At 60.8% G+C, this 24,148-nt stretch carries 23 protein-coding genes and 1 tRNA gene; 10 read left to right on the plus strand and 14 right to left on the minus strand.

Annotated features, from left to right (window positions below; genetic code table 11):
* Positions 1 to 20: 20 nt before the first annotated feature.
* Together AC0L26_RS07855 and AC0L26_RS07860 are read left to right on the plus strand one after the other, a co-directional pair.
* Complete coding sequence (locus tag AC0L26_RS07855; RefSeq protein WP_473632028.1) at positions 21 to 767, plus strand: 3-oxoacyl-ACP reductase family protein; 747 nt, start codon at positions 21 to 23, stop codon at positions 765 to 767.
* 227 nt (positions 768 to 994) lie between these two features.
* On the plus strand, positions 995 to 2,947 hold the full coding sequence (locus AC0L26_RS07860) for a L,D-transpeptidase family protein (protein ID WP_473632029.1): 1,953 nt from the start codon (positions 995 to 997) through the stop codon (positions 2,945 to 2,947).
* Positions 2,948 to 2,952: 5 nt separating this feature from the next.
* Here AC0L26_RS07860 and AC0L26_RS07865 read toward each other — a convergent pair whose 3' ends face one another.
* From AC0L26_RS07865 to AC0L26_RS07905, 9 genes are all read right to left on the minus strand, one after another.
* Positions 2,953 to 3,429, minus strand: coding sequence for a hypothetical protein (locus AC0L26_RS07865; RefSeq protein WP_473632030.1), 477 nt, complete (start codon positions 3,427 to 3,429; stop codon positions 2,953 to 2,955).
* A 178-nt stretch (positions 3,430 to 3,607) separates the two neighbouring features.
* Positions 3,608 to 3,865: a PepSY domain-containing protein gene (locus AC0L26_RS07870; RefSeq protein ID WP_354492303.1), complete on the minus strand. Its 258-nt coding sequence runs from the start codon at positions 3,863 to 3,865 to the stop codon at positions 3,608 to 3,610.
* Between the two features lie 145 nt (positions 3,866 to 4,010).
* Positions 4,011 to 5,081, minus strand: coding sequence for an ABC transporter ATP-binding protein (locus tag AC0L26_RS07875; RefSeq protein WP_473632031.1), 1,071 nt, complete (start codon positions 5,079 to 5,081; stop codon positions 4,011 to 4,013).
* Positions 5,074 to 5,229: a hypothetical protein gene (locus AC0L26_RS07880; RefSeq protein WP_473632032.1), complete on the minus strand. Its 156-nt coding sequence runs from the start codon at positions 5,227 to 5,229 to the stop codon at positions 5,074 to 5,076. Before AC0L26_RS07880 ends, AC0L26_RS07875 begins: the two co-directional genes overlap by 8 nt.
* Positions 5,230 to 5,233: 4 nt before the next feature.
* On the minus strand, positions 5,234 to 6,109 hold the full coding sequence (locus tag AC0L26_RS07885; protein ID WP_473632033.1) for a carbohydrate ABC transporter permease: 876 nt from the start codon (positions 6,107 to 6,109) through the stop codon (positions 5,234 to 5,236).
* Between the two features lies 1 nt (position 6,110).
* Positions 6,111 to 7,178, minus strand: a complete 1,068-nt coding sequence (locus tag AC0L26_RS07890; protein WP_473632034.1) for a carbohydrate ABC transporter permease — start codon at positions 7,176 to 7,178, stop codon at positions 6,111 to 6,113.
* Between the two features lie 69 nt (positions 7,179 to 7,247).
* Positions 7,248 to 8,510: an ABC transporter substrate-binding protein gene (locus tag AC0L26_RS07895; protein ID WP_473632035.1), complete on the minus strand. Its 1,263-nt coding sequence runs from the start codon at positions 8,508 to 8,510 to the stop codon at positions 7,248 to 7,250.
* 502 nt (positions 8,511 to 9,012) lie between these two features.
* Positions 9,013 to 9,087 (minus strand) — tRNA-Val (locus AC0L26_RS07900).
* Between the two features lie 101 nt (positions 9,088 to 9,188).
* Positions 9,189 to 9,872, minus strand: a complete 684-nt coding sequence (locus AC0L26_RS07905) for a phosphoglycolate phosphatase (protein ID WP_473632036.1) — start codon at positions 9,870 to 9,872, stop codon at positions 9,189 to 9,191.
* 152 nt (positions 9,873 to 10,024) lie between these two features.
* Between AC0L26_RS07905 and rpiA the strand changes: the two genes are divergently transcribed.
* From rpiA to gor, 3 genes are all read left to right on the plus strand, one after another.
* Positions 10,025 to 10,753: a ribose-5-phosphate isomerase RpiA gene (gene rpiA / locus AC0L26_RS07910; protein ID WP_473632037.1), complete on the plus strand. Its 729-nt coding sequence runs from the start codon at positions 10,025 to 10,027 to the stop codon at positions 10,751 to 10,753.
* Positions 10,740 to 11,306 carry a DUF2059 domain-containing protein gene (locus tag AC0L26_RS07915; protein ID WP_473632038.1) on the plus strand — a complete coding sequence of 189 codons (567 nt, stop codon included), beginning with the start codon at positions 10,740 to 10,742 and terminating at the stop codon, positions 11,304 to 11,306. Before rpiA ends, AC0L26_RS07915 begins: the two co-directional genes overlap by 14 nt.
* 149 nt (positions 11,307 to 11,455) lie before the next feature.
* Positions 11,456 to 12,844 (plus strand): glutathione-disulfide reductase, encoded by a 1,389-nt coding sequence (gene gor / locus AC0L26_RS07920; protein ID WP_473632039.1) that lies wholly within the window; start codon positions 11,456 to 11,458, stop codon positions 12,842 to 12,844.
* Between the two features lie 124 nt (positions 12,845 to 12,968).
* On the opposite strand, the gene AC0L26_RS07925 is transcribed toward gor, so the two are convergent.
* The 3 genes from AC0L26_RS07925 to AC0L26_RS07935 form a co-directional block, all read right to left on the minus strand.
* The gene (locus tag AC0L26_RS07925; protein ID WP_473632040.1) at positions 12,969 to 14,855 is read right to left on the minus strand and encodes an ABC transporter ATP-binding protein/permease; all 1,887 of its coding nucleotides are present in this window, start codon (positions 14,853 to 14,855) and stop codon (positions 12,969 to 12,971) included.
* Positions 14,856 to 15,359: 504 nt separating this feature from the next.
* Complete coding sequence (locus AC0L26_RS07930) at positions 15,360 to 16,040, minus strand: DsbA family oxidoreductase (RefSeq protein ID WP_473632041.1); 681 nt, start codon at positions 16,038 to 16,040, stop codon at positions 15,360 to 15,362.
* 114 nt (positions 16,041 to 16,154) lie between these two features.
* The gene (locus tag AC0L26_RS07935; protein WP_473632042.1) at positions 16,155 to 17,975 is read right to left on the minus strand and encodes an extracellular solute-binding protein; all 1,821 of its coding nucleotides are present in this window, start codon (positions 17,973 to 17,975) and stop codon (positions 16,155 to 16,157) included.
* Between the two features lie 231 nt (positions 17,976 to 18,206).
* Between AC0L26_RS07935 and AC0L26_RS07940 the strand changes: the two genes are divergently transcribed.
* Positions 18,207 to 18,836, plus strand: coding sequence for an invasion associated locus B family protein (locus AC0L26_RS07940; protein WP_095486806.1), 630 nt, complete (start codon positions 18,207 to 18,209; stop codon positions 18,834 to 18,836).
* A gap of 103 nt (positions 18,837 to 18,939) precedes the next feature.
* Here the strand turns inward: AC0L26_RS07940 and hspQ are convergent, their stop codons facing one another.
* Positions 18,940 to 19,263: a heat shock protein HspQ gene (hspQ, locus tag AC0L26_RS07945; protein ID WP_473632043.1), complete on the minus strand. Its 324-nt coding sequence runs from the start codon at positions 19,261 to 19,263 to the stop codon at positions 18,940 to 18,942.
* 223 nt (positions 19,264 to 19,486) lie between these two features.
* Between hspQ and AC0L26_RS07950 the strand changes: the two genes are divergently transcribed.
* Positions 19,487 to 20,449 carry an AEC family transporter gene (locus tag AC0L26_RS07950; RefSeq protein ID WP_473632044.1) on the plus strand — a complete coding sequence of 321 codons (963 nt, stop codon included), beginning with the start codon at positions 19,487 to 19,489 and terminating at the stop codon, positions 20,447 to 20,449.
* Here the strand turns inward: AC0L26_RS07950 and AC0L26_RS07955 are convergent.
* Complete coding sequence (locus AC0L26_RS07955) at positions 20,426 to 21,637, minus strand: UbiH/UbiF family hydroxylase (protein WP_473632154.1); 1,212 nt, start codon at positions 21,635 to 21,637, stop codon at positions 20,426 to 20,428. The genes AC0L26_RS07950 and AC0L26_RS07955 overlap by 24 nt on opposite strands.
* Positions 21,638 to 21,743: 106 nt before the next feature.
* Between AC0L26_RS07955 and AC0L26_RS07960 the strand changes: the two genes are divergently transcribed.
* The 3 genes from AC0L26_RS07960 to pcsA are packed head-to-tail and all read left to right on the plus strand — an operon-like array spanning position 21,744 to position 24,084.
* Entirely contained in the window at positions 21,744 to 22,640 is an 897-nt protein-coding gene (locus AC0L26_RS07960; protein WP_473632045.1) for a DUF2182 domain-containing protein, read from the plus strand.
* A gap of 14 nt (positions 22,641 to 22,654) precedes the next feature.
* Positions 22,655 to 23,269, plus strand: a complete 615-nt coding sequence (locus tag AC0L26_RS07965) for a DUF1326 domain-containing protein (protein WP_473632046.1) — start codon at positions 22,655 to 22,657, stop codon at positions 23,267 to 23,269.
* The gene (gene pcsA / locus AC0L26_RS07970; protein ID WP_352930231.1) at positions 23,266 to 24,084 is read left to right on the plus strand and encodes a phosphatidylcholine synthase; all 819 of its coding nucleotides are present in this window, start codon (positions 23,266 to 23,268) and stop codon (positions 24,082 to 24,084) included. The genes AC0L26_RS07965 and pcsA overlap by 4 nt, the downstream gene beginning before the upstream one ends.
* Positions 24,085 to 24,148: the final 64 nt, after the last annotated feature.

Below are 24,148 nucleotides of genomic sequence, written 5' to 3' on the forward strand. Positions count from 1 at the left end.
CAATACAAAAGGAGAAGCAAATGTCATCGCAAGGCTTGAATGGCAAGGCCGCGCTAGTCACTGGCGGCAGCCGCGGCATCGGCGCAGCGATTGCGCGAAGGCTCGCGGCCGACGGCGCCAGCGTCGCGCTCACTTACGTGAATGGCGAGGAGCAGGCCCGTGCGGTCGTCGGGGAAATCGAGGCGGCCGGCGGCCGCGCCATTGCCATCAAAGCCGACAATCGCGACGCCGCCGCAATCCACGCGTCGGTCAGCGAGACGGTGAAGGCTTTCGGGCGGCTCGACATCCTCGTCAACAGTGCCGGCATCTGGCGCGCCGCGCCGATCGATGAATTGCCGCTCGCCGACTTCGACGAAACCATGGAGGTCAATGTCAGAGCCCCGTTTGTGGCGTCGAAGGCGGCAGCAGTGCATATGGGCGAGGGCGGCAGGATCATCTCCATCGGCAGCAATCTGGCCGAGCGTGTCACCGACACCAGCCTCAGCGCCTATTCGGCCAGCAAGGCGGCATTGGTCGGCCTGACCAAGGCATTGGCGCGCGACCTCGGTTCGCGTGGCATCACCGCCAACGTCGTTCACCCGGGCTCGACCGATACCGATATGAACCCGGCCAGTGGCCCGCACGCCGAGCACCAGCGGCAGAAGATGGCCTTGCCTCGCTTCGGCAAGGCTGAAGAGATCGCCGGCATGGTCGCCTGGCTGGCAGGCCCCGAAGGGCGCTTCGTGACAGGCGCCGCACTGACTATCGACGGTGGCGCCAACGCCTGAACCGTGCACCAATTCCCGGAACCGGAGCGGAATCAAGTCGCTACTGACGTCACGGTGTTGTGAAACTGTTCTGCAACAGACTTTCCAAAATTTATGGAAGCTTAACGAAATCGGTATGAATCAGTATAGTCGCGTCTTACACCCGTCATACGGTGGGCGAGACCGTCAAGCGGCTCGAAAATGGGCGGTGCGGAACGGGAACCGGTTGCAGCCGGAGCGGGTGATCGATGAAATTCCTCGGAAACAAAGCAACCGTGATGCCGCTTGCGGTGATCGCGGCTTTGGTGGCCTTCGGCATGCCACAGGCAGACGCGCAAGGGCTTTTCGAGAGGCTTTTCGGCGGCGGCATCCGGCACACGCCGCAAGGTGATTTTCCCCCGCCGCCGTCAGGGCAGATGCCGAAATACAAGCCGAAGCCAAAGGCGCCGGCCGTTTCTCGCAACGCAGGCAACAAGCGCAGCGGCGGAGGGAGCGGTGCCGTCCAAATCAGCAGCCCGTCCTATTACACCTACAAGAGCGATCCACTGGTGCGCGTCGACTTCTCCACGCTGTCGATGATGCCCGAGCCGGCAATGCCACAGGATGCAGCCTTCCAGCCGTCTTCCGCCACTCCATCTTCAGCCACTGGCGCCGCCTTCCGCGAAGCGATCGCCGGCCTTGGTGACTATGAACTCTATGCCGAAAAAGACATCGCCAAGGCGCTTGTTGCCTATTACTCGGCCAATCCTGATTTTATCTGGGTAACGGGAGCCAGTGCCAACAGCCGCGCGCAGGATGCGGTGCGGGTGCTTGGCGAGGCGGCGAGCTATGGCCTCACACCTGCCGACTACACGGTGGAAGTGCCCGCGGCTAGCGAGTCGACCAGCGATGCCGATGCGCGGCTGAAGGAGCTGGTCCGATTCGAGATGGCACTGTCGGCGCGCGTCCTGCGCTATGTGCATGATGCGCAAAGCGGCCGCGTCGACCCCAATCGCATGACCGGATATTATGATTTTCCGGCCAAGCCGATCGACATGGAAGGCGTGCTGAAAACGCTGGCACGCACCCAACAAGCGCGCACCTATCTCGAATCACGGCATCCGCAGAACGAGGAATATCAGGCGCTGCGCGTCGAACTGGAATCGCTTCAGGCCAGCGCCGAAGACGAGATAGTCGTCGATCCCAAGCTGTTGCTGAAGCCAGGCGAGACCAGCCCCGAACTGCCGAAGCTTTTGGCGAAGATCGCGCGCAACCTCGACGACGAGATGGGTGGCGCCTATGGCGAGATATTAGCCCGGCTCGCCACGAGCGAAGTCTATGACCTGGAACTGGTGCCGGTTATCAAGGCGGTGCAGAAGAAGGCCGGCATGAAGGGCGACGGCGTCATCGGTCCGCGCACCGTGGCGGCGCTGGCCGGAACGTCCAAGGTCGACAAGATCCAGAAGGTAAAGGTCGCGCTGGAAGAGCTGCGCTGGCTGCCATCTGATCTTGGCAGCCCGCGCGTTTTTATCAACCAGCCGGCGTTCACGGCAAGCTACATCGAAAATGGCGAGGAGAAGCTGAAGACCCGCGCCGTGATCGGCAAGACCACAAACCAGACGTCCTTCTTCTACGATCAGCTCGAGCAGGTCGACTTCCACCCCTATTGGGGCGTGCCGCAGTCGATCCTCGTCAACGAGATGCTGCCCCGGCTGCGCCGGGATCCCGGCTATCTCGACCGCGCCGGCTACGAAGTGGTCAATGCGCGCGGCAAGCGCATTCCCTCCTCCTCGGTCAACTGGGGCGCTTATGGTGCGAAGATACCTTATGGCGTGCGCCAGCTTCCGAGCGAGGCCAATGCGCTGGGCGAGCTCAAGATCCTGTTCCCCAACAAGCACGCAATCTACATGCACGACACGCCGCAGAAGTCGTTTTTCCAGCGCGACATGCGCGCGCTCAGCCATGGCTGCGTTCGCCTGCAGGATCCGCGTGGCATGGCGGCGGCCGTGCTCGGCAACTCGGTCGACTATATCGCGGAGAAGCTGAAGCACGGACATTCGACCGAAAAGGTGGCGCGCACGATCCCGGTCTATGTTGCCTATTTCACCGCATGGCCTGATATGTCCGGCAATGTCGAATACTTCCATGACGTCTACGACCGCGACACGCGGCTGCAGCAGGCGCTGGACAGCACGGAAGCGGTGCGCTCGCCGGCAAGCTGAGGAATCTAGCGTAGGGAGAGCGGGCGCCGGAAGCCGGCTTCGCGCCCGGCGATCAGCCAGTAGACCAGACCGGCGACAAGGCCGGCGGCGGCGATGATGGCGATATCGGCCCAGCGCTCGGGATTGACGTCCTCCGGCGCGCTGGGCCAGATCAAGGCGAATCCGCCAGCCGCTGCCGCGGCGCCGAAGACCATATGCAGCAGGAAATTGCGCAGCGAAAACAATTCAGCGATCAACGCGAAGATCAGCGTCTGCAGGCCGGTCAGCACGATCGTCAGGAAATAGATGAACATGCCGAGCGGCGGCACGACCAGCGCCGCGATCGGGGTGACCCCCATGAAATCGAAATACGCCGGCGCATCGGGCAGCGAACTCAATGCACCATAGATCGTGGCCACGGCGATCAGCCCGACCAGCACCGCAACGAAATAGCCGGCGAGCATCATCAGAACGCGTTTCGCCACATGCTTTACCGTCGCCATGCCCACCCCCGTGCGGCTCAATGAGAACGCTGCCATCAGCCATCAAAGGGCGCATCGGCGCAAGAGACATCGAAAGCGTGCAGGAATTCAGCCCGCTCTTGGTAAAGCTACGGCGCTGCCAGTCTCCGAGGCATGCCACCAAGCTGCACACGTATTTGCTGGAGGAAAGTGCGGCGATCTATTTCGGCTCGGCTGTCACCGGATCATAGGTGATTTCGACTTTCGCCTTGTCGGTTGTGTAGTAGGTGACGGTGTAGGCGCCGCTGTCCCAGTCGACCTCGTCGACATAGCGAAAGTCGTTGCGCTGCTCGACCTTGGCAATGATTTCGGACAGTTTCCTGGCATTCTGCGGCGGCAGCGGGCTTTCGTCTGCGGCAAGTGCCGGTTCACCCAAAAAGAGAACTACGACACCTGTCGCCAAAACAAATCTGGACATGGCTTCCCTCACTGTTGGAGGAGCAGAAACTCGCGGCCTTGCAGGTTTGTTCCGGATTTCCGGAATGCACACTCATCCCGCCGCGCGAATCGCGCCCGATGCATCGCATTGTCGTTGCCCACGTTTACGGAGCAACTATTGCAGATCACTCTTCCTCGGGGAAGAGATGGGCTAAGGCCGTGTCGAACGCGAGCTCCAGAACGTCACCCGGTTGAAAGATCTTGTCTTCGTTGAAGGCGGCAATGAGCTCGCGATCGTCGCGAAGTGTCAGGTCCACAACCGTCTCGCTGCCCAACCGCTCGGCATGCGCTACGACGCCATGCAGCATGCCTTTTCCAGATTGCACCGCCCGAAGATACTGCGGACGGATGCCCAGTATGGCCTTACCGTCTCTCCGGAAGGGGCGCTCTTTGGTCGCGATCCTGATCGGCTCCAGGGATTGATTGCCAACCGTTGCCGCTTTGCCATCAAAGTCGAGGACATCGACATTCAGGAAATTCATCGACGGGGCTCCCAGAAAGCCGGCTACAAACCTGTTAGCCGGCTCGTGATAGAGTTCCATCGGCGCTCCGATCTGCATGACTTGACCGTCCTTTAGGACGACGATCCTGTCGGCCAGCGTCATCGCCTCAACCTGGTCGTGGGTGACATAGATCATCGTTGTGCCCAGTTGCCTGCGCAGCCGGCCGATTTCCATCCGCATGTCCATGCGCAGCGCGGCGTCGAGATTGGAGAGCGGTTCGTCAAACAGGAATACGGCCGGTTTCCGGGTGATTGCGCGCCCGATAGCCACGCGCTGGCGCTGGCCGCCCGAAAGCTGACTTGGGCGACGGTCGAGCAAATGTTCCATTTGCAGGATGCGTGCGGCCTCGGCGACCTTCTGCTGCTTTTCCTGCTTGGAAGCGCCCGCGATCGTAAGACCGAACGCGATATTCTCGCGCACGGTCATGTGCGGAAAGATGGCGTAACTCTGGAACACCATCGCAACACCGCGTTCCCTAGGTTGAAGCTCGTTGACCACCCGGCCTCCGATCTCGAGGGTACCTTCGGTTACGTCCTCAAGTCCGGCGATCACGCGCAGCAAGGTGGACTTTCCGCAGCCTGACGGACCGACAAAGACGACGAACTCGCCCTCGTTGATGTGGATATCGACGCCTTTGATGACGTCGACGCGGCCATAGGATTTCTTGATGCCCTTGAGCCAGACTTCAGCCATGAGCGATGGCTCCCGTTTCCTGATTCATGTGCCGCAATTCGGGGCCACCGATCGATTTTTCGGCCGCGAGGAAATGACAGTGCCAGCGCTTTGCAACCATGGGCAGACCTCTGTCCCAGATCGGCTGGTCTTTGAGCGCGACAACCATGTATTCAGCCCTTCACACCGGTCGAGGCGATCGATGCGATGAAGGCGCGCTGCAGGAATAGGTAGAAGATCAGCACCGGGACGGTGATAAGGGTGAGATAGGCCATGACCTCGCCCCAGGCGACGTTGAGTTGAAAGAAGTAGCCGAGACCGACCATGACCGGGCGGTAGCTTTCCTGCTGCACCACGATGAGCGGCCAGAGGTATTGATTGTACATGACGAGGAACTTCAGGATGGCGGCGGTCGCCAGAACCGGTCCTGAAAGCGGCATGACAATGCGATAGTAGATCTGCCACCAGCTCGCGCCCTCCACCCGGCCCGCCTCGATCAGCTCGCCCGGCAGCCCTTTGAAATACTGCACGAACAGGAAGATCGTCAGTCCGTCGGCGATCCAGGGGATGATCTGCACCCGGTAGGTGTTCAGCCAGCCCCATTGCAGCCCCTCGAGCCCGATCCAGGGCAGTTTCGAGACCAGGAGAAGGAGCGGGATAGCGATGGTCTCGAAAGGGATGATCAGCGTCGCGATGACGATCGAGAGCACCACATCGCGCCCCTTCCACCGTAGGAAAGCGAAGGAGAATGCGGCCAGCGAACAGATCAGCAACGAGAGAAGGACGGTCGCCCCGGTGACCAGAACCGAGTTCAAGACGAACAGGCCGACCGGAGCCCGCCGGAACGCTCCGAAATAGTTGTCGAGGCTGATGTCCCCGACGGGCAGGAAGGCACGCAGGCTGGAGGTGTCCGCGAGGAGTTGATTGTCGGGCTTGAAGCTCGAGTTGATCATGAACACGAGCGGAAAGAGGAAGATCAGAGCGATCAGGCACAGCACCAGATAACGGACGAAGAGCCTCAGGCCATGACTGTCGGGATGGAAGGCCATTTTAACGCTCCCGTGTCAGCCAGCGCTGGATAAGTGAGATCGCTAACACGATCGCGAACAGGATGACCGAGATGGTCGAGCCGCCCGAAATGTCCTGCTTGCCATAGCCGCGCTCGACCGCCTGGAAGACGAGGGTTTGGGTGCTGTCGAGCGGACCGCCATTGGTCATCACGTCGATCTGGGCGAAGAGCGCGAAGCCCTGCATGGTGATCACAACAAGGACAAGCACCGCGGTGTAGCGCAGCCCCGGCCAGGTGACATAGCGGAAGGTCTGCCATTTCGAAGCGCCCTCGATCGCGGCGGCTTCGTAGAGCGTGGGGCTGATCGTCTGCAACCCGGCCAACCAGATGACCATATGGAAGCCGACGGCCTGCCAGATCGACATGGCCATGATCGCAGGCAACGCGGTCGAGGCTTTACCCAGCCAGTCGACGGGCTGGAAAAGGCCGAAGCTGAGGCCCTGGAGGATACTGTTCAACAGCCCGTTCTGGCCGTCATAGATAAACCGCCAGAGCAGCGAGACCACGACGATGGAGACCACCACCGGCATGAAGTAGATGGTCCGGAATATGCTGATGCCCCTGAGCTTCTGGTTGACGAGCAGGGCAAGCATCAGCGCGAGGCCGCCCTGCATCGGCGCCACGACCAGGACGAAAAGGAAGGTGTTTAACAGCGCCTTCATGAACACGACGTCGCTGGCGATGGCGACCTGGACGTTCTCGCCGGACTGCCAGCGGAACCATTCGCGCATGCCGCGATACTGGGGATAGTCGTCGCTGCGGGTGATCGCACGCAGGCGGGGATACTGGATTTCGCCGGCTCCATTTCGGACCACTTCGCCAGCAGCGTCGCGCTCGGGTTCGAGGGTCACCACCGCAAAACCCAGGAGCTGACGATAGTTTTCCAACCCGACGAACTGGGTGGCGTTCGGTGACAGCAGCCGTTGATTTGTCAACGAGAGACCGATCGCGAAGAAAAACGGCAGGACGACGAATATGACGATGAGGGCGAAGCCCGGTAGGGCGAATGTCCAGCCCGTCCGGTTCGACAGGGTTAATTTCGACGCCATTTGCGATATCCGCCCAAGAAGCCAGAAAGCGTGGAGGCCGCGGCTGGCGGGGACTCCGGCACGACGGAACTACCGGTGACCGTAGCCGCCGTTGCTTTCGATGTCGGCGTCGATCTCGTCGACCGCCGCATCGAGCGTGTCGGCTACGTCGGCACCATCGGCGATGTCAGCCAGTGCCTTGGTGAGGACCTTGGCCTGGACCACGTAGCCCGGCGTGACCGGGCGCACCAGCGCCTGTGCCTTGGAGAGATCGAAAAACATGGCGAGCGGGCCGCCATCCCCGTAGTTCTTTGTCATCTGTGCCGCCGAGGGCGTGGGCGGGATCAGGCCGATGCCGTCGGAGAAGGCGGCTAGATATTTGTCCTGCGCCGCGAACTTGATGAACGCGGCAGCACCTTCGGGATGCTTGGACTTGGCCGAGACGCCGAACTGCCAGGAGCCTGCGCCGATCTTGTTGCCTTGGCCGAAGTCGGGTGCTGGAAGGAAGACAACGTCATCCACGGCTTCCATCGTCTCCACCGCGCGCCAGTTGCCATTCCACTGGAAGGCGAACTTCCCCTCGATGAAGCCGGTCTGCTGATCGGCGGGATCCTCGCTGGTGCCAGGCGCATAGCCTCCGGTGAACAGCGATTGCCACCACTTGCCAAACGCCTGTGCAGCCTCGCCGTTCAGCGCGCCTTCCGCGGTCCGGTAGGTCGAGCGGTCGACAATGTCGCCGCCGAAGCTCTGCAGGAATGGCGAGAAGGCATAGGAGTACCATTCGGCTTGATCGTTCATGCCGAGATCAAGGGCAAATTCATACTTGCCGGAGGCCTTGGCGGCATCGAGCGCGGCCATGAATTCCTGGTTCGACCAAGGCTTGTCGAGGGTCGGGGTGCGCAGGCCCAGCTCGTCCAGCGTCGATCGGCGAGCAAAAAGCGCCACCGCCGCGTCCCACAGACCGACCGAATAGAGCTTGCCGTTCCAAACACCTTTGGTGCCGGGCAGGAAGTCGGCGAACTCGCTCTCGTCGATCGGCAGCGGTTGCAGATAGCCGGCCCAGGCCCAATTGGGCATGATGGGGCCGTCTACATCCAGGATATCGGGAAGGTTGCCCGCCAGGGCAGCGGCCGCGACGGAATCGTTATAGCTCTTCTCTGGGAAGCTCTCGATGGCAACCGTCCAGTCGGACTGGCTGGTGTTGAAATCCGAGACGATCTGGTTGAGGATTCGCGACTCCACCTGGTTGCCGGCGCCGTGATACCACATGGTCAACTTCGTCTGCGCCAGCGCGGGCATACACAGGCAGGTTGACGCGATCACCACGCCGGCGAGGTGTTTTGTCAGTTTCATTGGCCATTCCTCCCTTTTGACTTAAGGACGCTTCTGCACTCAAGGTCATCCTCAAGGGCCGCCAGGACACCGGGCAGGAAGCCAGCGTCCTAGTTTCGGATCGGCCGCGATGGGCCCTTGATGGGATTCAGCAATGTTTGCGGAAGCCGGAAGCATTTGCAATTGCGCTGTTTCACCTTGGTCGGAGCGGAAGGTCGACGGCGATTTCCTCTCGTCAATTCCCGGTACAATCACTGAGATAGCAGCTCACCTAGGACGATTTCGTCGTCCGTCAACTTTCTCCCGGGCTGCGTTCAATATGCAGACTGCTGTTGCCTCAATGGGGCTCTGACATGGGGAAGCACCCTAGACGAAGGTTCCGCCGGAGCTCTTCCTCGGCATGATGAATATCGCCCGCGGCCCCGACGCTGTGCGCCGCTGGATCGAAGGATTCAACTGACGCCCGTTTCTGTGCGGTTTCTGTACGCGAAGGATAGGCGGTATGGCTAAGTGCTTGAAAAGATGGTGGGCGATGCAGGGATTGAACCTGCGACCCCACCCGTGTGAAGGGTGTGCTCTCCCGCTGAGCTAATCGCCCGCTCGTTGCCCGAAGGCCAAGCGCGCCGCGATATAAGGGGGGCAGGCCAGGGAAGTCAAGGCGATGTCCTGCCGTCCTGCCGAAGACCTGGTCGCCGTCGCTCAGTGCCCCACAGCGGCAATCAGGCGTTCAGCCAGACCAAGCGTCAGCGCATCGAAATGCGAGATCACCGCCGAAGGTTCGAATTCGCGCACATGGCGGTCGGTGTAGCCGAAATCGACCGCCACCACGGGAATGCCGGCGGCTTTCGCCGTATCGATGTCGGTCTGCGAATCACCCACCATCAGCGCGCGGTGCGGATCGCCGCCGGCCAGCGCGATTGTTTCGGTCAGATGGCGCGGGTCGGGCTTGCGGAACGCGAACGTGTCCTGACCGCAAATCGCAGCGAAATGCTTCGCCAGACCGAGCGCCTCGATCAGTGCCACCGAGTTGGCTTCGTATTTGTTCGTGCAGACGGCCAAGAGATAACCGGCTGCCTCGAATCGCGCGATCGTCTCGACGACGCCGGGATAGGGGCGTGATTTGCCGGGGATGTTATGGGTGTAATGATCGAGAAACAGCTTCAGCAACCGGTCTTGCTCCGCGCTTTCCAGCGATCTCTGCTGCGCGGCATGCGCGCGCTCGATCATCACTCGCCCGCCATGGCCGACGAAGCGCCGGAAGCCGACGTTATCGACGGCAGCGAGTTCGCTGGCGGCAAGGCTGTGGTTGAGGCTGTCGAGCAGGTCCGGCGCTGTATCGATCAGCGTCCCGTCGAGGTCGAACACGATGATCGGTCGGGTCATGGCCTGTCCTGTGGCGATTGCGTCGTTGGCAGGCGATAGCCGCTGCGATCCATTCAGGCAAGCCGGCTCAGTCAATCCACAGTCAAGGTCTTTGATCGGACTGGCAAAAATGGTAGGAGCGCCCAAACAAATTTTGGGGCGCGACACACGGCATGGATGCAAGGCAACTGAAGATTGAAGCCGCACGTGCTGCGCTTGCCCATGTGAGCGACGGGATGCGGCTCGGCATCGGCACCGGCTCGACGGCCGAAGAGTTCGTGCGGCTGCTCGCCGGAAAAGTCGCCACGGGCCTCACCATTATCGGCGTGCCAACCTCGGAGCGCACCGCCATCCTTTGCGGCGAGCTCGGCGTGCCGCTGTCGACGCTGGAGGAAACACCCGTACTCGACCTTACCATCGACGGCGCCGACGAGATCGATCCGGCGCTGACGTTGATCAAGGGCGGCGGCGGTGCGCTGCTGCGCGAAAAGATTGTGGCGGCGGCTTCCGCCCGCATGATCGTCATTGCCGACCGTTCCAAGATGGTCGAGACGCTCGGCCGTTTTCCACTGCCCATCGAAGTCAACCCGTTTGGCCTGCGCGCCACGGAAATCGCGATCGCCGCGGCAGCCGGAAGGCTCGGCCTTGCCGGTCCGGTCACATTGAGGATGACGGGGAGCCAGCCTTTTGTTACAGACGGCGGCCATTTTATCCTCGATGCATCTTTTGGCCGCATTCCGGATACAAGAGCGCTTTCGAATGCTCTCCATGCCATTCCAGGCGTGGTCGAGCATGGTCTTTTCATCGGGCTTGCATCCGCGGCCATCATCGCCGGCGACGGCATCCAAACCGTCCTTGCCGCCCGAAAACCAGGGAGTTCTATCGACCATGATGTTGCATAACCGGGTTCGCCGTTTTTCTGCCGTTCTGGCAGCTTCAGCCGTCTTTGCGCTTTCATCGCCGGCGTTCTCGCAGGACGTCACCGACGGGCATCTGAAGGCGGCGCGCGCCGCGGTCGCGGCGATCCACGCGACGGACCCGTTCGACAACATCCTGCCGCAGGCAGCCGCCGCGCTTCAGCAGCAGCTTATCCAGAAGAACCCGGATATGCAGGAGCTGATCGGCAGGACGATCAGCGAAAAGGCGCTGGCGCTGGCCTCGCGCCGTGCCGATCTCGAGAAGGAAGCAGCCATGGCTTATGCCAAGGTGTTTTCCGAAAAAGAGCTTACCGAGATCGCCGCTTTCTACAATTCCGATACCGGCAAGAAGCTGCTCGACAGCGGCCCGGCCGTGACGCGTGAACTGCTCAAGGCCGCCGATATCTGGCAGAACGGCGTCGCTCGCGATCTCGCCCAGCAGGTCGGCGAAACGCTGGCCGCGGCAGCAAAGGCCGCAGCACCGGCAAATGCCGCGGCTCCTGCCGATGGTGCGCAGCCGGAAGCACCGAAGAACTGAGCATATTTCCGGCGGCGTTATCGCTGCTGGACCGGAAGCCCGGTCTCTATTGCGCATCCGACAGCATGCGTGGCGTAGTGGTCCGGGCTTTTCTTTTGATGGTTTGCAGCCTACCTGTCTCAGAAATTTGAAGGGCAAGGAGCCGCACCATGGCCGGTTACGACTACGACCTTTTCGTTATCGGCGGCGGCTCCGGCGGGGTGAGGGCGGCGCGCGTGGCGGCGGCACTCGGCAAGCGCGTCGGCATTGCCGAGGAATACCGCTATGGCGGCACCTGCGTCATACGCGGCTGCGTGCCGAAGAAGCTCTATGTCTATGCCTCGCAGTTTCCCGAACACTTTGCCGACGCCGCCGGTTATGGCTGGACGGTGCCGCAGGCGAGTTTCGACTGGCCGTCACTGGTTGCCAACAAGGATCGCGAGATCAGCCGGCTGGAGGCTATCTACAGGAAGAACGTGCAAGGCGCCGGCGGCGAGACGTTTCAGTCGCGCGCCATGCTGGTCGATGCTCATGCGGTGCATCTTCTCGGCGAGGACCGCACCGTCACGGCCGATCAGATTCTTATCGCCACCGGCGGTCGCCCGGCGCCGCACCCCGCTCTGCCCGGCCATGAACACTGCATCTTTTCCAATGAAGCCTTCGACCTCAAGGAATTGCCGAAGGCGATCATGATCGAAGGCGGCGGCTATATTGCCGTCGAATTCGCCAACATCTTCCACGGCCTCGGTGTCGACACCACGCTTGTCTATCGCGGCAAGGAGATCCTCTCTCGCTTCGACATGGATCTGCGGCGCATGCTGCACGAGACGATGGAAAAGAAGGGGGTAAGGATCCTCTGCCATGCCGTATCCGAATGGGTGAGGAAGCGCCCGGACGGACGGCTAGACGCCGTCATCACTGGAGGCGAGGTGCTGACGATCGATCAGGTCATGCTCGCCATCGGGCGTCTGCCCAACACCGAGAATATGGGCCTGGAAGGTGTCGGCATCGAGTTGTCGAAGACCGGCGCGATCCATGTCGACAAATATTCCCGCACCAATATCGATAATATCTGGGCGATCGGCGACGTCACCAACCGCGTGCAATTGACGCCGGTGGCGATCCACGAGGCGATGTGTTTCGTCGAGACCGCGTTCAAGAACAATCCGACCGCGCCCGACCATGATACGATCGCCACCGCGGTCTTCTCCCAGCCCGAAATCGGCACGGTCGGCCTTTCGGAAGACGAGGCAATAAAGCGCTTTCCCGACATCGAGATCTACCGTGCGACATTCCGGCCGATGCGGAACATGCTGTCGGGCCGCGACGAAAAGATGCTGATGAAGCTGGTGGTAGACGGCGCCTCGAAGAGAGTGCTCGGCGCTCATATCCTCGGGCCGGATGCCGGCGAGATGGCGCAGCTTCTCGGCATTCCGCTGAAGGCGGGCCTGACCAAGGATGATTTCGACCGCACGATGGCCGTGCACCCGACCGCGGCGGAAGAACTCGTCACCATGTACAAGCCGACCTACCGGGTGAAGAACGGCGAGCGCGTCTGACGTTTTACCCGCAACGTCGCCAACGGGCATTCTGCAGCCGGCAAGGCGGGATCACCGGCGGCATTGAAAATTGGATCACCGATCCGGGTGAAACGCGACGGTGAGCAGCGATCTTTCGTCGCCGCTATTTCTGCCTCATGCGGCGAGGGAAGCGCAGCCATTTTTCCTCGACCGGCCTTGGATGCGCGAGGATGGTGGTGAGCTCGACCGGCAGGCTCGGCGCCAGCGGCTTCTTGGTCGCGACACCGTCCGCAATGGTAACGATGCTGTGGTAGAATTCGGCGCCTGAAAGCGATCTTGGCGGCACGGCCTCGTGCATGATCGAGATCACCGTGACGTCTGGACAATGGTCCTTGATCGCCTGATGGAAAGCGATCTTCCCTTCGGGATCGAGGGCGCCGGTCGCTTCGTCGAGGAACAGCAGCCCTGGCTGCTGCAACACGATGCGGGCGACAACCAGCTTCTGTTTCTGCCCGCCTGAAAGCACCTGGTCCCAGTTCATACCCTCACGGGTTTCATCGGCCATATGTTCGATGAAATCGCCAAGGCCCGCTCTGTGCAGAGCCGACGCAACCTGCGTGTCGGTGTGATCGTGCTCTGAGCCGGGCAGGCAGACCAGTTGCTTCAGCGAGACCTGCTGCAGCTTCACCTCCTGGGCGGCATAGAAACTTTCGACCCCTTCCGGGAAGACGATGGTACCGCGGCCATAGGGCCACAAACCGTTGATCGCCTTGATCAGCGATGTCTTGCCGCAGCCCGATTCGCCCTTCAGGAACGTCCACTCGCCGCGTCGGAAGCGCAAATTCGCAGCGCTCAGGAACGGCGTGGCGTCCTCGCCCTGATGGGTCAGCTCCAGCTTCTGGATAGTCAGGCCGAAAACCGGGTTCTGGCGATCGTAACGGAAATCGGAGCAGCCGGTGAGACTGTAGAATTCCTGCGGATGCTGGACATTTTCGATCGCATTGGCGAGCTCGGTCACGCGTTGGCTATTGGCCCGCAGCGCCGCGATGGAAGGCATGACGTGGATGAACCACGAGCATTGACTGATCAGCGAGTTGACCATCTCGGAGCCGGTTATGTAGCCCTTGAGATCGAAACGGTTGTGGATGTAGGGCACGAGGCCCGGCGCATAGGCGACAATGCGGGCACCGATGAAATTGTAGACCAGCTCGAAAGAACGGTAGCTGGTGTTGACGATGTTCAGCCGCGCCCAGGTGCGATCGATGTCTACATAAAGCCGGTTATGCATCGTCTTTTGCACGTTCTCGCCCTGTGAGGCGGCGACGTGGAAACTGCGGCGCAGGAACGTCGTGAGCTCGCCGCGATAACTGCCTTCGGACTGCTGCATCATGATACTGAGCCGTTCCAGCAGTCTGCCGAGCTTGACCGCGATCCAGGTATTCAGCGGCACGTATATGGCGACCGCCAGGAAAGCCAGGACTGCGCTGCCATAGCTGCCGAGGAATTCCAACCCTTTCACCTCTACCGAGGTTTCAAGCAGTTTCTGGCCGACGAAATAGAGCGATGTGGCGACAGCCATGACCCCCATGGCGAGGCCGATGGCTCCGCCGGTCATGTCCTTGATCGATTCCTGGACGCGCTGGTCGATATTGTCGGGAGCAGCCGTGCCGGAGGACCCGTGCTGGGCGTGGAAATGCGTATGGTTGGTGTCGAGAAGCGCTTCGTTGAAACGGCTGTCCAGCCAGCCGCGCCATTTGCGATGCAGCGTCGCGGACACAAAGGTGCGGATGCCGGTAAAGCCCGCATCCTTGAGCACGACCAGAAGGATAAGTATGCCGGCGTTGGTGAGCAGCGACGCGAGCGGCGTGGTGTTCGCGGCATCATGGTAGAAGGCGATCGAGTTGACCAGTTCACCGGACGCTTCGGCGAACCAGACCCCGGCCTTGCTGGAGAGCGCGGTGAACAGCGCGATGACCAGCGTCAGTGTCCAGGCCTCCACCCAGCGGTCCGAGAACCAGTAGGCCCGCATCAGTCCCCAGAAGCTGCGCATCGAGGAAACCGGTGTCAGGAGCGGAGGCCTTGCGGCGCCGCGGAGCCATTTTTCCGATATTGAATGTCGCTCTGGTCTGCCGACCCGAATCACTATCCGCCCAAACCTCTTTTAGTTTTGTTACAGACAGTAACATCAATTGATCATTTTCCATTATCTTTTCTTGGCCTGCCGGGGGATTGAACCTCTCGCCGTTGCCGTCAGGCAACAGAATTCAGCATCGCAACGTCATGCGGTGACGTTCCCAAAGGCATATTATCTAAATAATTTCAATAGCTTGTACGGTTCGCATAGGCGAGCGCCTGTACCTTCCCCAAGGGAAGCTCTTTTGCACAGTTTTGTGAAAAGTCGATCAGCTAATTTTATGTTGGGGAGGACGCAAGCGCGCAAAAACGTGCTGTCTTCGACACATCTCTGTTGCCACGTTGACTTGGCGACGGTCGGAAAAGTGACCGGAAACGTGCGTTGGCGGCAGCGCCAAGGTGGCGGTGGGGTAGCGTCTATTCAGTCCGCTTTCTCCAGCTCACCCCGCGCCTTGGCCGCCGCAACCTGGCGAATGGCGTCTGTGAGCGTATCGGCATCCTGCGCACCCATCACCGCATACTTGCCCTCCAGCAAGAAGCACGGCACGCCAGTGATGCCCATGCGCGAAGCGGTGGCGATTTCGGTGCGGACCGCCTCGACATCGGCGTCCGTCGGTAAAAGCGTCTCGACCACGGATGCGTCCATGCCCGCCTCGCGGGCGGCTTTGATCAGCACGACATGATCGCCCAGGTTGGCGCCTTCCTCGAAATTCAACTGGAACAGACGTCGCACCAGCCGGTTCTGCACGGCCTCGCCGGCAGCTCCAGCCCAGCGGATGGCACGGTGCGCGTCCAGCGTGTTGGGCGCGACCTTGATGGCAGCGAAGGCGAAATTGATCCCCTCGGCCTCGCCCAGCGGCTCGATCCGGGCATGGATCTCGCGGATGCGTTCGTCGCTGCCGAACTTGGCCACCATGTATTCGCGGCGATCCTTGCCTTCGGGCGGGATGGTCGGGTCGAGTTGGAACGGCCGCCAGCGTATGTGCACGTCGATATCGCTTGCCGCGGCAATCGCCTTGTCGAGCCGCTTCTGGCCGATGAAACACCACGGGCAGACAACATCGGACACGACGTCGACGGTAATGGAGTTCAGTTCGCTCATCGCGATCTCCTGTCAGGAGGGGAGACATTTCTTTTGAGCATGACCTCATCTGGAGGTCGGCACGCAACCGAGGTTCCAGTTCCTGCTGACGCGGATCTTCGGTACGGATCGTATTCAGTTCGCCTTGCGCCACCACGTTGGCAGTCTATAGCCTGATATGGGCGTCTTCTCAGGATGTTCCAGGTAGTTCCAGTAGGCAAGCCATTGCTGCGTGTTGTGCTGCATCGGAACCATGTAGTTGCCGGAGATCAGCAATCTGTCGAGAACCCGGACGGCGGCAACGTAGTCTTCGCGGCTGCGGGCGTCGAGCATCGCCTCAAGTGCGGCATCCACCGCCGGATCGGCGACGCCGGCGAGGTTGAATGACCCTTCGGCATTGGCGGCAGCGGATCCCCAGCGCCCGAGCTGCTCGATGCCGGGCGACAACGAGTTCTCGAAGCCGCTGGTACCGATCAGCACCTCGAAATCGAAACGTTGCTTGCGCGACTGGATCTGGTCGCCGTCAAGGCTGCGGATGGCGACATCGATGCCGATCTTCGCCAGCGTGCGCTGGTAGATGGTGGCAAGGCGCTCCTCGTTCTGCGAGGCAGTCAGGATCTCGAAGCCGAAGGGTTTGCCCTCTGGATCGAGCATCGCTCCATTTTGCAAAGTATAGCCCGCGCCCTTCAATATGTCGTACGCGGCCTTTAGCACCTTGCGGTCCTGGCCCGAGCCGTCGGTGACGGGTGGCCGCCAGGTTCCGTCCATGACATCGGCCGGCACACGACCCGGGTAGGGCGCCAGAAGTGCCTTTTCCCTGTCGTCGGCCGGATGACCGAGCGCGGAAAGCTCGGAGTTCTGCCAATAGCTCATGGTGCGCATGTACTTGCCGCCAAACAAGCTCTTGTTGGCCCATTCGAAGTCGTAGAGCATGCCGAGCGCGCGTCGAACGACCGGATTGGAAAATTTCGGCAGCCGTGTGTTGAACAGGAATCCCGTCACCACTGGTGGGATGCCGGTGTCGAAGGTTTCGGCGATCACATCGCCCTTGTGGAAGGCCGGGAAGTCGAGATCGCGCTCGCGCTTGACGGGATCGCTGTCATCATCGATGGCGCAGATGCCTTTCTTGAAAGCTTCCAGCTTGGCGTTGGCATTGAGGAAATATTCGATGGTGATCTGGTCGTAATTGTCGAAACCGCGCTTGGCAGGGATGTCCTTGCCCCAATAATTTGGGTTGCGCTTGAACACGATGCGTTGGCCGGGCGCCACTTGCGCCACGGTGTATGGGCCACTGCCGATCACAGGTTTCAGCGTGGTCCTGTCGAAGGTCTTTTTGTCGAAAGCATGCCTCGGTACGATTGGCGTCATCGCGATAATCAACGGAGTCTCACGGTTGGCCTTGTCATTGAATGTAAAGCGCACGCTGCGGTCGCCGGTCTTTTCGAGTTTGGCGACCATGCTCATACGGGCGCTGTAAGGTGGCCGCCCTTTTTCGGTAAACACGTCGTAAGTGAACAGAACGTCTTCCGCAGTCACCGGTTGGCCATCCGACCATTTGGCCCGCGGATCGAGGTGGAATTCAATGCTCTTGCGCTCCGGGTCCATGTCGGCAGTGTCGGCAAGCAGGCCGTAAAGACTAAAGGCTTCGTCGTCATTGCGCTGCATCAACGGTTCGAAGACGAGATTGCCGAAGATCCTATCGATCACGCCGCGGGCGGTCGTGCGCAGGCTTTTCAGGATGAACGGGTTGAGATTGTCGAAGCTGCCGACGACGCAATAGGTGATGCTGCCGCGCTTGGGCGCATCGGGATTGACGTAGTTGAAATGCGTATAGTCGGCCGGCAGCGCCGGCTCGCCCTGCATGGCGATCGCGTGTTTCGGCTCCGACAGCGCTGGCTCCGGCGAAAGGCTGGCAAACGAGATCGCGGCGATCAGCCAAACAAGAACGCGGCCCATGACCGTCTCCTTACTGGGTCGGCTTGATGATTCGGAGCGCACCCTAACATGAGCCGGTCGCCTTACGGCCAATCGCCAGTTCAAGAATTGCGGGTAGCGGGCTGGATTCGGCACCGCTTGCAGTGTAACACGCCGTCCGAGTCATTCTGTTGCCTCATTTTGGCAACAGGTAGCTGGACCACACGGCGCGAAGAAGCCGGTCCCGGGATCATTTGAGAGGAAGTGCACGATATGACGAGCCTGAACAGCAACGCGTACCGCCTGTCGGTCCTGGCCGCTGGCGTGGTCGGCTTTCTGGGCGCACAACTTCCCGCTGCGTTTGCGCAGCAACAACAGCAGATTCCGCAGGGCTGGTTCAAAGCCTGCACCAAGCAGGAAGACGTCGACATCTGCAATGTCCAAAACATCACCACAGCCGGTAACGGCCAGCTCGTCACCGGCGTCAGCCTGATCGAATTGAAGGGCAAGGTGAACCGCAAGGTGTTCCAGGTAACGGTTCCGACCGGCCGCCTGGTTCCTCCCGGCATTGGCCTTCAGATCGATACCGGGAAGGCGCAGAAGCTCGATTATGTGATCTGCTTCCCCGACCGCTGCGTGGCGGAAGTACCGTTGACCGACCAGCTCGTCGCCTCCTTCAAGAAGGGTTCCAACCTGACGTTGACTTCGGTCAATTTCCAGAACCAGCCGAACCCGATCAAGATCGCGCTGACCGGCTTCAGCGGCGCCTTTGACGGGCCGCCGCTGCAGCAGTCAGACATCGAGGATCGGCAAAAGAAGCTTCAGGACTTCGTGGCCAAGAACAATCAGGACTTCGCCAAGAAGCTCAAGGAAGAGCAGGACAAGGCGAAAACCGCCAACTGATCGCCTCAGGGCCAAATAACTCAGAAAAAAGCGGGGTCATGCCCCGCTTTTTTTGTTCTGGCCGACCGTTCTTGACCCAAGCCAGGCCCGTAATCCCGTCACGTCAATGTCTTGACTGGCGTCTCGGCTCGTAGCGCCCATCGGGCATCTTGTCGAACATCTCACCGATCTGCGGATGCCGCACAGGTTCGCCAGACTGATCCTCGAGCAGGTTCTGCTCAGACACGTAGGCAATGTATTCCGTTTCCGAATTCTCGGCGAGCAAGTGGTAGAAGGGCTGATCCTTACACGGCCGCGCATCCGCGGGGATCGCCTCGTACCATTCGTCGGTGTTGGCGAATTGCGGATCGACATCGAAAATGATGCCGCGGAACGGAAACAGCCGGTGGCGAACCACCTGTCCGATCGAGAATTTGGCTGTTTTCATCGTACTCACCACTAAGTCCTAAGAGTGCCGCGCGTCCTTGGAATGCGCCAATGACTCTCTAGGACCTTGAAATTTACCCGTTACGCAACAAAAAATCGAGCCCGACTTTAGGGCCGAGACCTACCTCTATTTGACGCAAACGCCGCATCAATTCAATGCCGAAGCGCTTGACGCGCCATCAAGCTACGGGCTAGCCCCGCCCGAGGGTTAGTGTCAGCGCAAAATGTCAGACGTCATCGGTCTTGTTCTTCCATTCTTCGGGTTGATTTTCATAGGTTTCCTGGTGGCGCGCATCACCGGGCAGCCGCTGGAAGCGCTCGGCTGGATGAACACCTTCATCGTCTATGTCGCGCTGCCGGCCCTGTTCTTCCAACTGCTTGCCAAGACGCCGTTCGAGCGGCTGACCGAATGGAGCTTTATCTTCGGCTCGGTCTTCTCCACCTACACGGTTTTTTCGCTGATGTTCGCATGGTCGGCGCTGACGTCGAGAGGCGAGATAGCGCAATCGACCATCAAGGCGTTGGCCGCCGCCTACGGCAATATCGGCTATATGGGGCCGGGGCTTGCATTGCTGGCCTTCGGCGAGGAGGCGGCGGTGCCGGTAGCCCTGATCTTCTGTTTCGAGAACATCCTGCATTTCGCCGTCGCGCCGATGATGATGGCGCTGGCCGGCGACGACAAGACGTCGCCATCGCGGCTCATCCTGGGCGTTTTGCGAAAGATCGTGCTGCATCCGTTCATCATCGCGACCGCCCTGGGCGTGGGCGCCGCCTATATCGGTTTTCGCCCGCCTGTGCCGGCAGAGCGCTTCCTCGAATATCTTTCGAGGGCGGCGGCACCTTGCGCGCTGTTCGCCATGGGCGTCACCCTGGCGCTAAGACCACTCAATCGCATCCCGCACGAACTGGCGTTGATCGCTGCGCTGAAGCTGATCCTGCACCCGTTGTTCTGCTATGTCGTTCTGAGCTGGATCGGCAACTTTTCCGAGACCTGGATGTTTTCAGCGGTCCTGCTGGCGGCATTACCGACCGCAACCAATGTCTTCGTCATAGCCCAACAATATGGCGTTTGGGTGCAGCGGGCCTCGGCCAGCGTGCTGATCACCACTTGCCTCTCGGTCGTGACGGTGACCGGGCTGCTCTACATGATCCGCCATGGCGTACTACCGCCGGACTTGTTTCCTTAAGCCGCCGGTGAGCGCTGCAAAACCACTGCCGGGCCGCAAGCCCTCGCGCATGAAAAAGGCGCGCAGCGGCGCGAAGCCGCCGAGCACGCCGAGGCCTGCACTGCGCGCCATCTGGGCCGGCAGCATGTCAGAGAGCAGCGACTTGTTGAGCAGATTGACCGCACTGCTGCGTGCCAGAATGTCGGGTCGACGCCTGAAATCATAAGCTGCGAGTGCTTTGACGGCGCCTGGGTCAGCCCTGTTTTCGCAAGAAATCTCAATCAGATCGTCGATATCCCTGATACCAAGGTTGAGACCTTGCGCGCCAATCGGCGGAAACACATGGGCGGCTTCGCCGACAAGCGCCACTCGGTTGCGAGCGAAGCACCGCGGCGTCACGCCCGAAAGCGGATAGATCTGCCGGCCGGGCTCGACGGACACCCGGCCAAGCATCGATTGCATTCGAAGTTCGACCCGCGTCGAAAGCGTCGCGTCGTCCAGGGCGGCGAGTTCTTTGGCCGTCTCCGGTTCTACAACCCAGACAAGGCTGGAGCGGTTGCCGGGCAGGGGAACCTGGGTGAACGGGCCGGTCTCGGTGTGGAATTCGGTCGAGGTGAAAGCATGATCGCTGCGGTGGCTGAAATTGAGAACCAGTGCCGCCTGCGGATAGGACCGGGCGGATGTCGAGATGCCGGCGGCCTCGCGGGCCGGCGACAGGCGCCCGTCGGCAGCGACCGCCAGCGATGCTGCGATCTCACTGCCATCAGACAGGATCGCATGGGCATGCTCGGCGTCGAGGCGCCAGGTCTCCACCATCGATTTTCGCCATTCGATGCCCGAATGCGCGGCAACGGCCCCGGCAAGCGCAGGGTTGAGTGCGCTGTTGGGTAGGTTCAGCCCGAACTGCTCCTCACCGATTTCGCTGGCGCGAAAAGTGACCACCGGGCTGCGAATCAGCCGGCTGGTTGCGTCGACGATGCGCATCACCTTCAGCGGTGCGGCCTGGGATCTCACCTGGTCGACGACGCCCAACCGTTCAAGCATCTTCAGGGCCGGGTCCATCAAGGCCGTCGTACGGCCGTCCTGGCCATTTGCCTCAGGTCCGACGAGTGTCACGGGAAAGCCAGCATCTGCGAAGCCAAGCGCTGCAATCAGCCCTGCCGGGCCGCTGCCGGCAACCAGTATCCGTGCTGTCTCCCGATGGTCCAAATTCGGCTTCCCGGTTGCGATGCGAGGCGGTCGCTCCGACCTGACGAGCATATAGGTCAGATCATGCGGCTTGATCAACGCGGCGATTCGGCCCATTCGATTTGCCATGACCGGCCAAGATCATGATTTCAGCCATCTCGACCGTGTCGGCCGTGTCACGGCGAGCATCTCGCGCAATCCTCGACTGACCGTGACCCTCGTTTTGGGCGGGGGCGTCCTCCTGGCGTGGCTGCTTCTTGGCGCCATGGCGATACGTGGCGCCGAAAGCCGGATTCCTGGTATCGATGCACCCGGCGACACGATGCTCAGAAATCTGCCGCAGCTGCCACTGCCGGATTTTCTCGAGCGTTTCTTCACTCTTTGTCTTGCACCCGCGCCGCTCGACGGGGGCGTCGGCGCACAGGGCAGCGCGCTTGTCATCATGTGGTTCCTGATGGCGATTGCCACCATGCTGCCTTCAGCGGCGCCGATGATCCGCACCTATTGCGAGATCGCCGATACGGCCCGGATCCAAGGCGAACCGGTCGTCCACCCGCTGATCCTGGTCGCCGGATACGTCAGCGTGTGGCTGGCTGCGTCGGCAGCCTTCGCGGTGCTGACGCTCATCGTCCACGCCTTCGCCTCACCTGTGCAGATGCTCGATCCAGTGGCTGGAGCGACCGGAGCAGCCGCGCTTTCGATTGCCGGCCTCTACCAGTTCAGCGGCCTGAAGGAAGCCTGCCTGACAAAGTGCAGAAATCCGTTTGCGGTCCTGTTTTCGAATTGGAGCGCGAAGCCCGGCCGCATTTTCCGGCTCGGCATGGAGCAGGGCGTCTGGTGCCTCGGCTGCTGCTGGGCGCTGATGCTGGTGATGTTCGCCGTCGGTGTGATGAACGTGTTCTGGATGGCGCTGATCGGCCTGTTCACCTTGATCGAAAAACAGACGGCGGGCAGGCTGCCAACCCGGATCGCCGGTGCGATACTGCTTGTCTGGGCAACCGCCCTGCTAGTAGTCTCGGCATGAGGGGAGAGAATTCGATGGCAGAGCAAAGCTGGGCAATGAAAGGAGAGCTGGTGCTCTCCTGCAATTGCACGGTTTTTTGCCCTTGCGTGCTGTCTCTCGGCAGTCATCCGCCGACCGAGGGATATTGCCAGACCTGGGCCGGATTCCGCATCGATGCCGGCCATTTCGGCGAGGTCGACTTGTCCGGCCTCAATCTTGGGCTGGTCATGGAAATCCCCGGCTATATGAGCCGTGGCAACTGGACAGCCGGACTGTTCATCGACAAGCGCGCCTCAGTCTACGCGGTCAAGGCGCTGACCAGGATCTTCACCGGCAAGGCCGGCGGAACCACCTCGCTGCTTTCCATCCTGGTCGGAAAGTTCCTCGGCGTCGAGCAAGCGCCGATCACCTATGAGACGCATGACAGGACCCGTATCTTCCAGATCCCAAAGATCATCGACGGAGCGGTGACGCCGATTTCAGGCAAGGACCGCGACAAGGATACGGTGATCAGCAATTCGGAGTACTGGATCGCACCGGAAGTCATCGTGGCCAGATCCGACAAGAGCAAGATGCGGGCTTTCGGCCGCAACTGGAATTTTGCCGGCCGCTCGGCCGAAATCTGCAAGCTGGACTGGCGGGGCCCGTGAGCAAAAAAACAACGGCCAGGAAAATCACGGACAGGATTCCGAGGCCAAAGAAGAAAGTCACGTGGCCGCAGGCGCGCGCGTTTTCGGTCCATCTGCTAACCGCGTCGGGTTCGTTCCTGGCGTTCCTGTCGCTGGTGGCTGCGAGCGAGCAGCGCTGGACGGCGATGTTCTGGTGGCTGGGGCTGGCGCTGTTCGTCGACGGCATCGACGGGCCAATCGCCAGGAAGCTCGACGTCAAGGAAATCCTGCCGACATGGTCGGGCGAACTCCTCGATAACATCATCGACTACGTGACTTACGTGCTGATACCGGCCTTCGCGCTTTACCAGCGCGGCTTCATGGGTGAGGGCCTGTCGTTCCTGTCGGCGGCGATCATCGTTGTGTCGAGCGCGATCTACTATGCCGACACCGGCATGAAGACGAAGGAGAATTTCTTCAAGGGGTTTCCGGTGGTCTGGAACATGGTGGTGTTCACGCTGTTCGTCATCGAGCCGGGACAATGGGTTTCCTTCGCCGTGGTCGTGGTGGCCGGCATCCTGACATTTGTGCCGATCAATTTCATCCATCCGGTGCGGGTGGTGCGGCTGCGGCCGATCAACCTTGGCATGACGCTGCTATGGTGCGCTTTCGGAGCGCTGGCCCTGGCGCAGGCAGCGCTCGCCGCCTTCTACGATCAGATTGGCGTATTGGGCGAGCAGGTGAGCGTCTTCACCAAGATCGGCATCACGGTCACCGGGCTTTACCTCGCTTGCATCGGCGGTATCATGCAGCTCTTTCCAAATCTCGGCGCCAAGCCGGATGACAGGAAAGCCTGATCCCCAAGAGCATCTGATCCCAAAGAGCGCCTGATCCCCAAGAGCGCCTAATCCCAAGAGAGCC

This window comes from Mesorhizobium sp. WSM4823, assembly GCF_055811195.1.

Excerpts from the sequence above, each read along its gene's own strand:
- AC0L26_RS07855 (WP_473632028.1), top strand. The coding sequence starts at position 21 with ATGTCATCGCAAGGCTTGAATGGCAAGGCCGCGCTAGTCACTGGCGGC.
- AC0L26_RS07860 (WP_473632029.1), top strand. The coding sequence starts at position 995 with ATGAAATTCCTCGGAAACAAAGCAACCGTGATGCCGCTTGCGGTGATC.
- AC0L26_RS07865 (WP_473632030.1), bottom strand. The coding sequence starts at position 3,429 with ATGGCGACGGTAAAGCATGTGGCGAAACGCGTTCTGATGATGCTCGCC.
- AC0L26_RS07870 (WP_354492303.1), bottom strand. The coding sequence starts at position 3,865 with ATGTCCAGATTTGTTTTGGCGACAGGTGTCGTAGTTCTCTTTTTGGGT.
- AC0L26_RS07875 (WP_473632031.1), bottom strand. The coding sequence starts at position 5,081 with ATGGCTGAAGTCTGGCTCAAGGGCATCAAGAAATCCTATGGCCGCGTC.
- AC0L26_RS07880 (WP_473632032.1), bottom strand. The coding sequence starts at position 5,229 with ATGGTTGTCGCGCTCAAAGACCAGCCGATCTGGGACAGAGGTCTGCCC.
- AC0L26_RS07885 (WP_473632033.1), bottom strand. The coding sequence starts at position 6,109 with ATGGCCTTCCATCCCGACAGTCATGGCCTGAGGCTCTTCGTCCGTTAT.
- AC0L26_RS07890 (WP_473632034.1), bottom strand. The coding sequence starts at position 7,178 with ATGGCGTCGAAATTAACCCTGTCGAACCGGACGGGCTGGACATTCGCC.
- AC0L26_RS07895 (WP_473632035.1), bottom strand. The coding sequence starts at position 8,510 with ATGAAACTGACAAAACACCTCGCCGGCGTGGTGATCGCGTCAACCTGC.
- AC0L26_RS07905 (WP_473632036.1), bottom strand. The coding sequence starts at position 9,872 with ATGACCCGACCGATCATCGTGTTCGACCTCGACGGGACGCTGATCGAT.
- rpiA (WP_473632037.1), top strand. The coding sequence starts at position 10,025 with ATGGATGCAAGGCAACTGAAGATTGAAGCCGCACGTGCTGCGCTTGCC.
- AC0L26_RS07915 (WP_473632038.1), top strand. The coding sequence starts at position 10,740 with ATGATGTTGCATAACCGGGTTCGCCGTTTTTCTGCCGTTCTGGCAGCT.
- gor (WP_473632039.1), top strand. The coding sequence starts at position 11,456 with ATGGCCGGTTACGACTACGACCTTTTCGTTATCGGCGGCGGCTCCGGC.
- AC0L26_RS07925 (WP_473632040.1), bottom strand. The coding sequence starts at position 14,855 with ATGCGCAGCTTCTGGGGACTGATGCGGGCCTACTGGTTCTCGGACCGC.
- AC0L26_RS07930 (WP_473632041.1), bottom strand. The coding sequence starts at position 16,040 with ATGAGCGAACTGAACTCCATTACCGTCGACGTCGTGTCCGATGTTGTC.
- AC0L26_RS07935 (WP_473632042.1), bottom strand. The coding sequence starts at position 17,975 with ATGGGCCGCGTTCTTGTTTGGCTGATCGCCGCGATCTCGTTTGCCAGC.
- AC0L26_RS07940 (WP_095486806.1), top strand. The coding sequence starts at position 18,207 with ATGACGAGCCTGAACAGCAACGCGTACCGCCTGTCGGTCCTGGCCGCT.
- hspQ (WP_473632043.1), bottom strand. The coding sequence starts at position 19,263 with ATGAAAACAGCCAAATTCTCGATCGGACAGGTGGTTCGCCACCGGCTG.
- AC0L26_RS07950 (WP_473632044.1), top strand. The coding sequence starts at position 19,487 with ATGTCAGACGTCATCGGTCTTGTTCTTCCATTCTTCGGGTTGATTTTC.
- AC0L26_RS07960 (WP_473632045.1), top strand. The coding sequence starts at position 21,744 with ATGACCGGCCAAGATCATGATTTCAGCCATCTCGACCGTGTCGGCCGT.
- AC0L26_RS07965 (WP_473632046.1), top strand. The coding sequence starts at position 22,655 with ATGGCAGAGCAAAGCTGGGCAATGAAAGGAGAGCTGGTGCTCTCCTGC.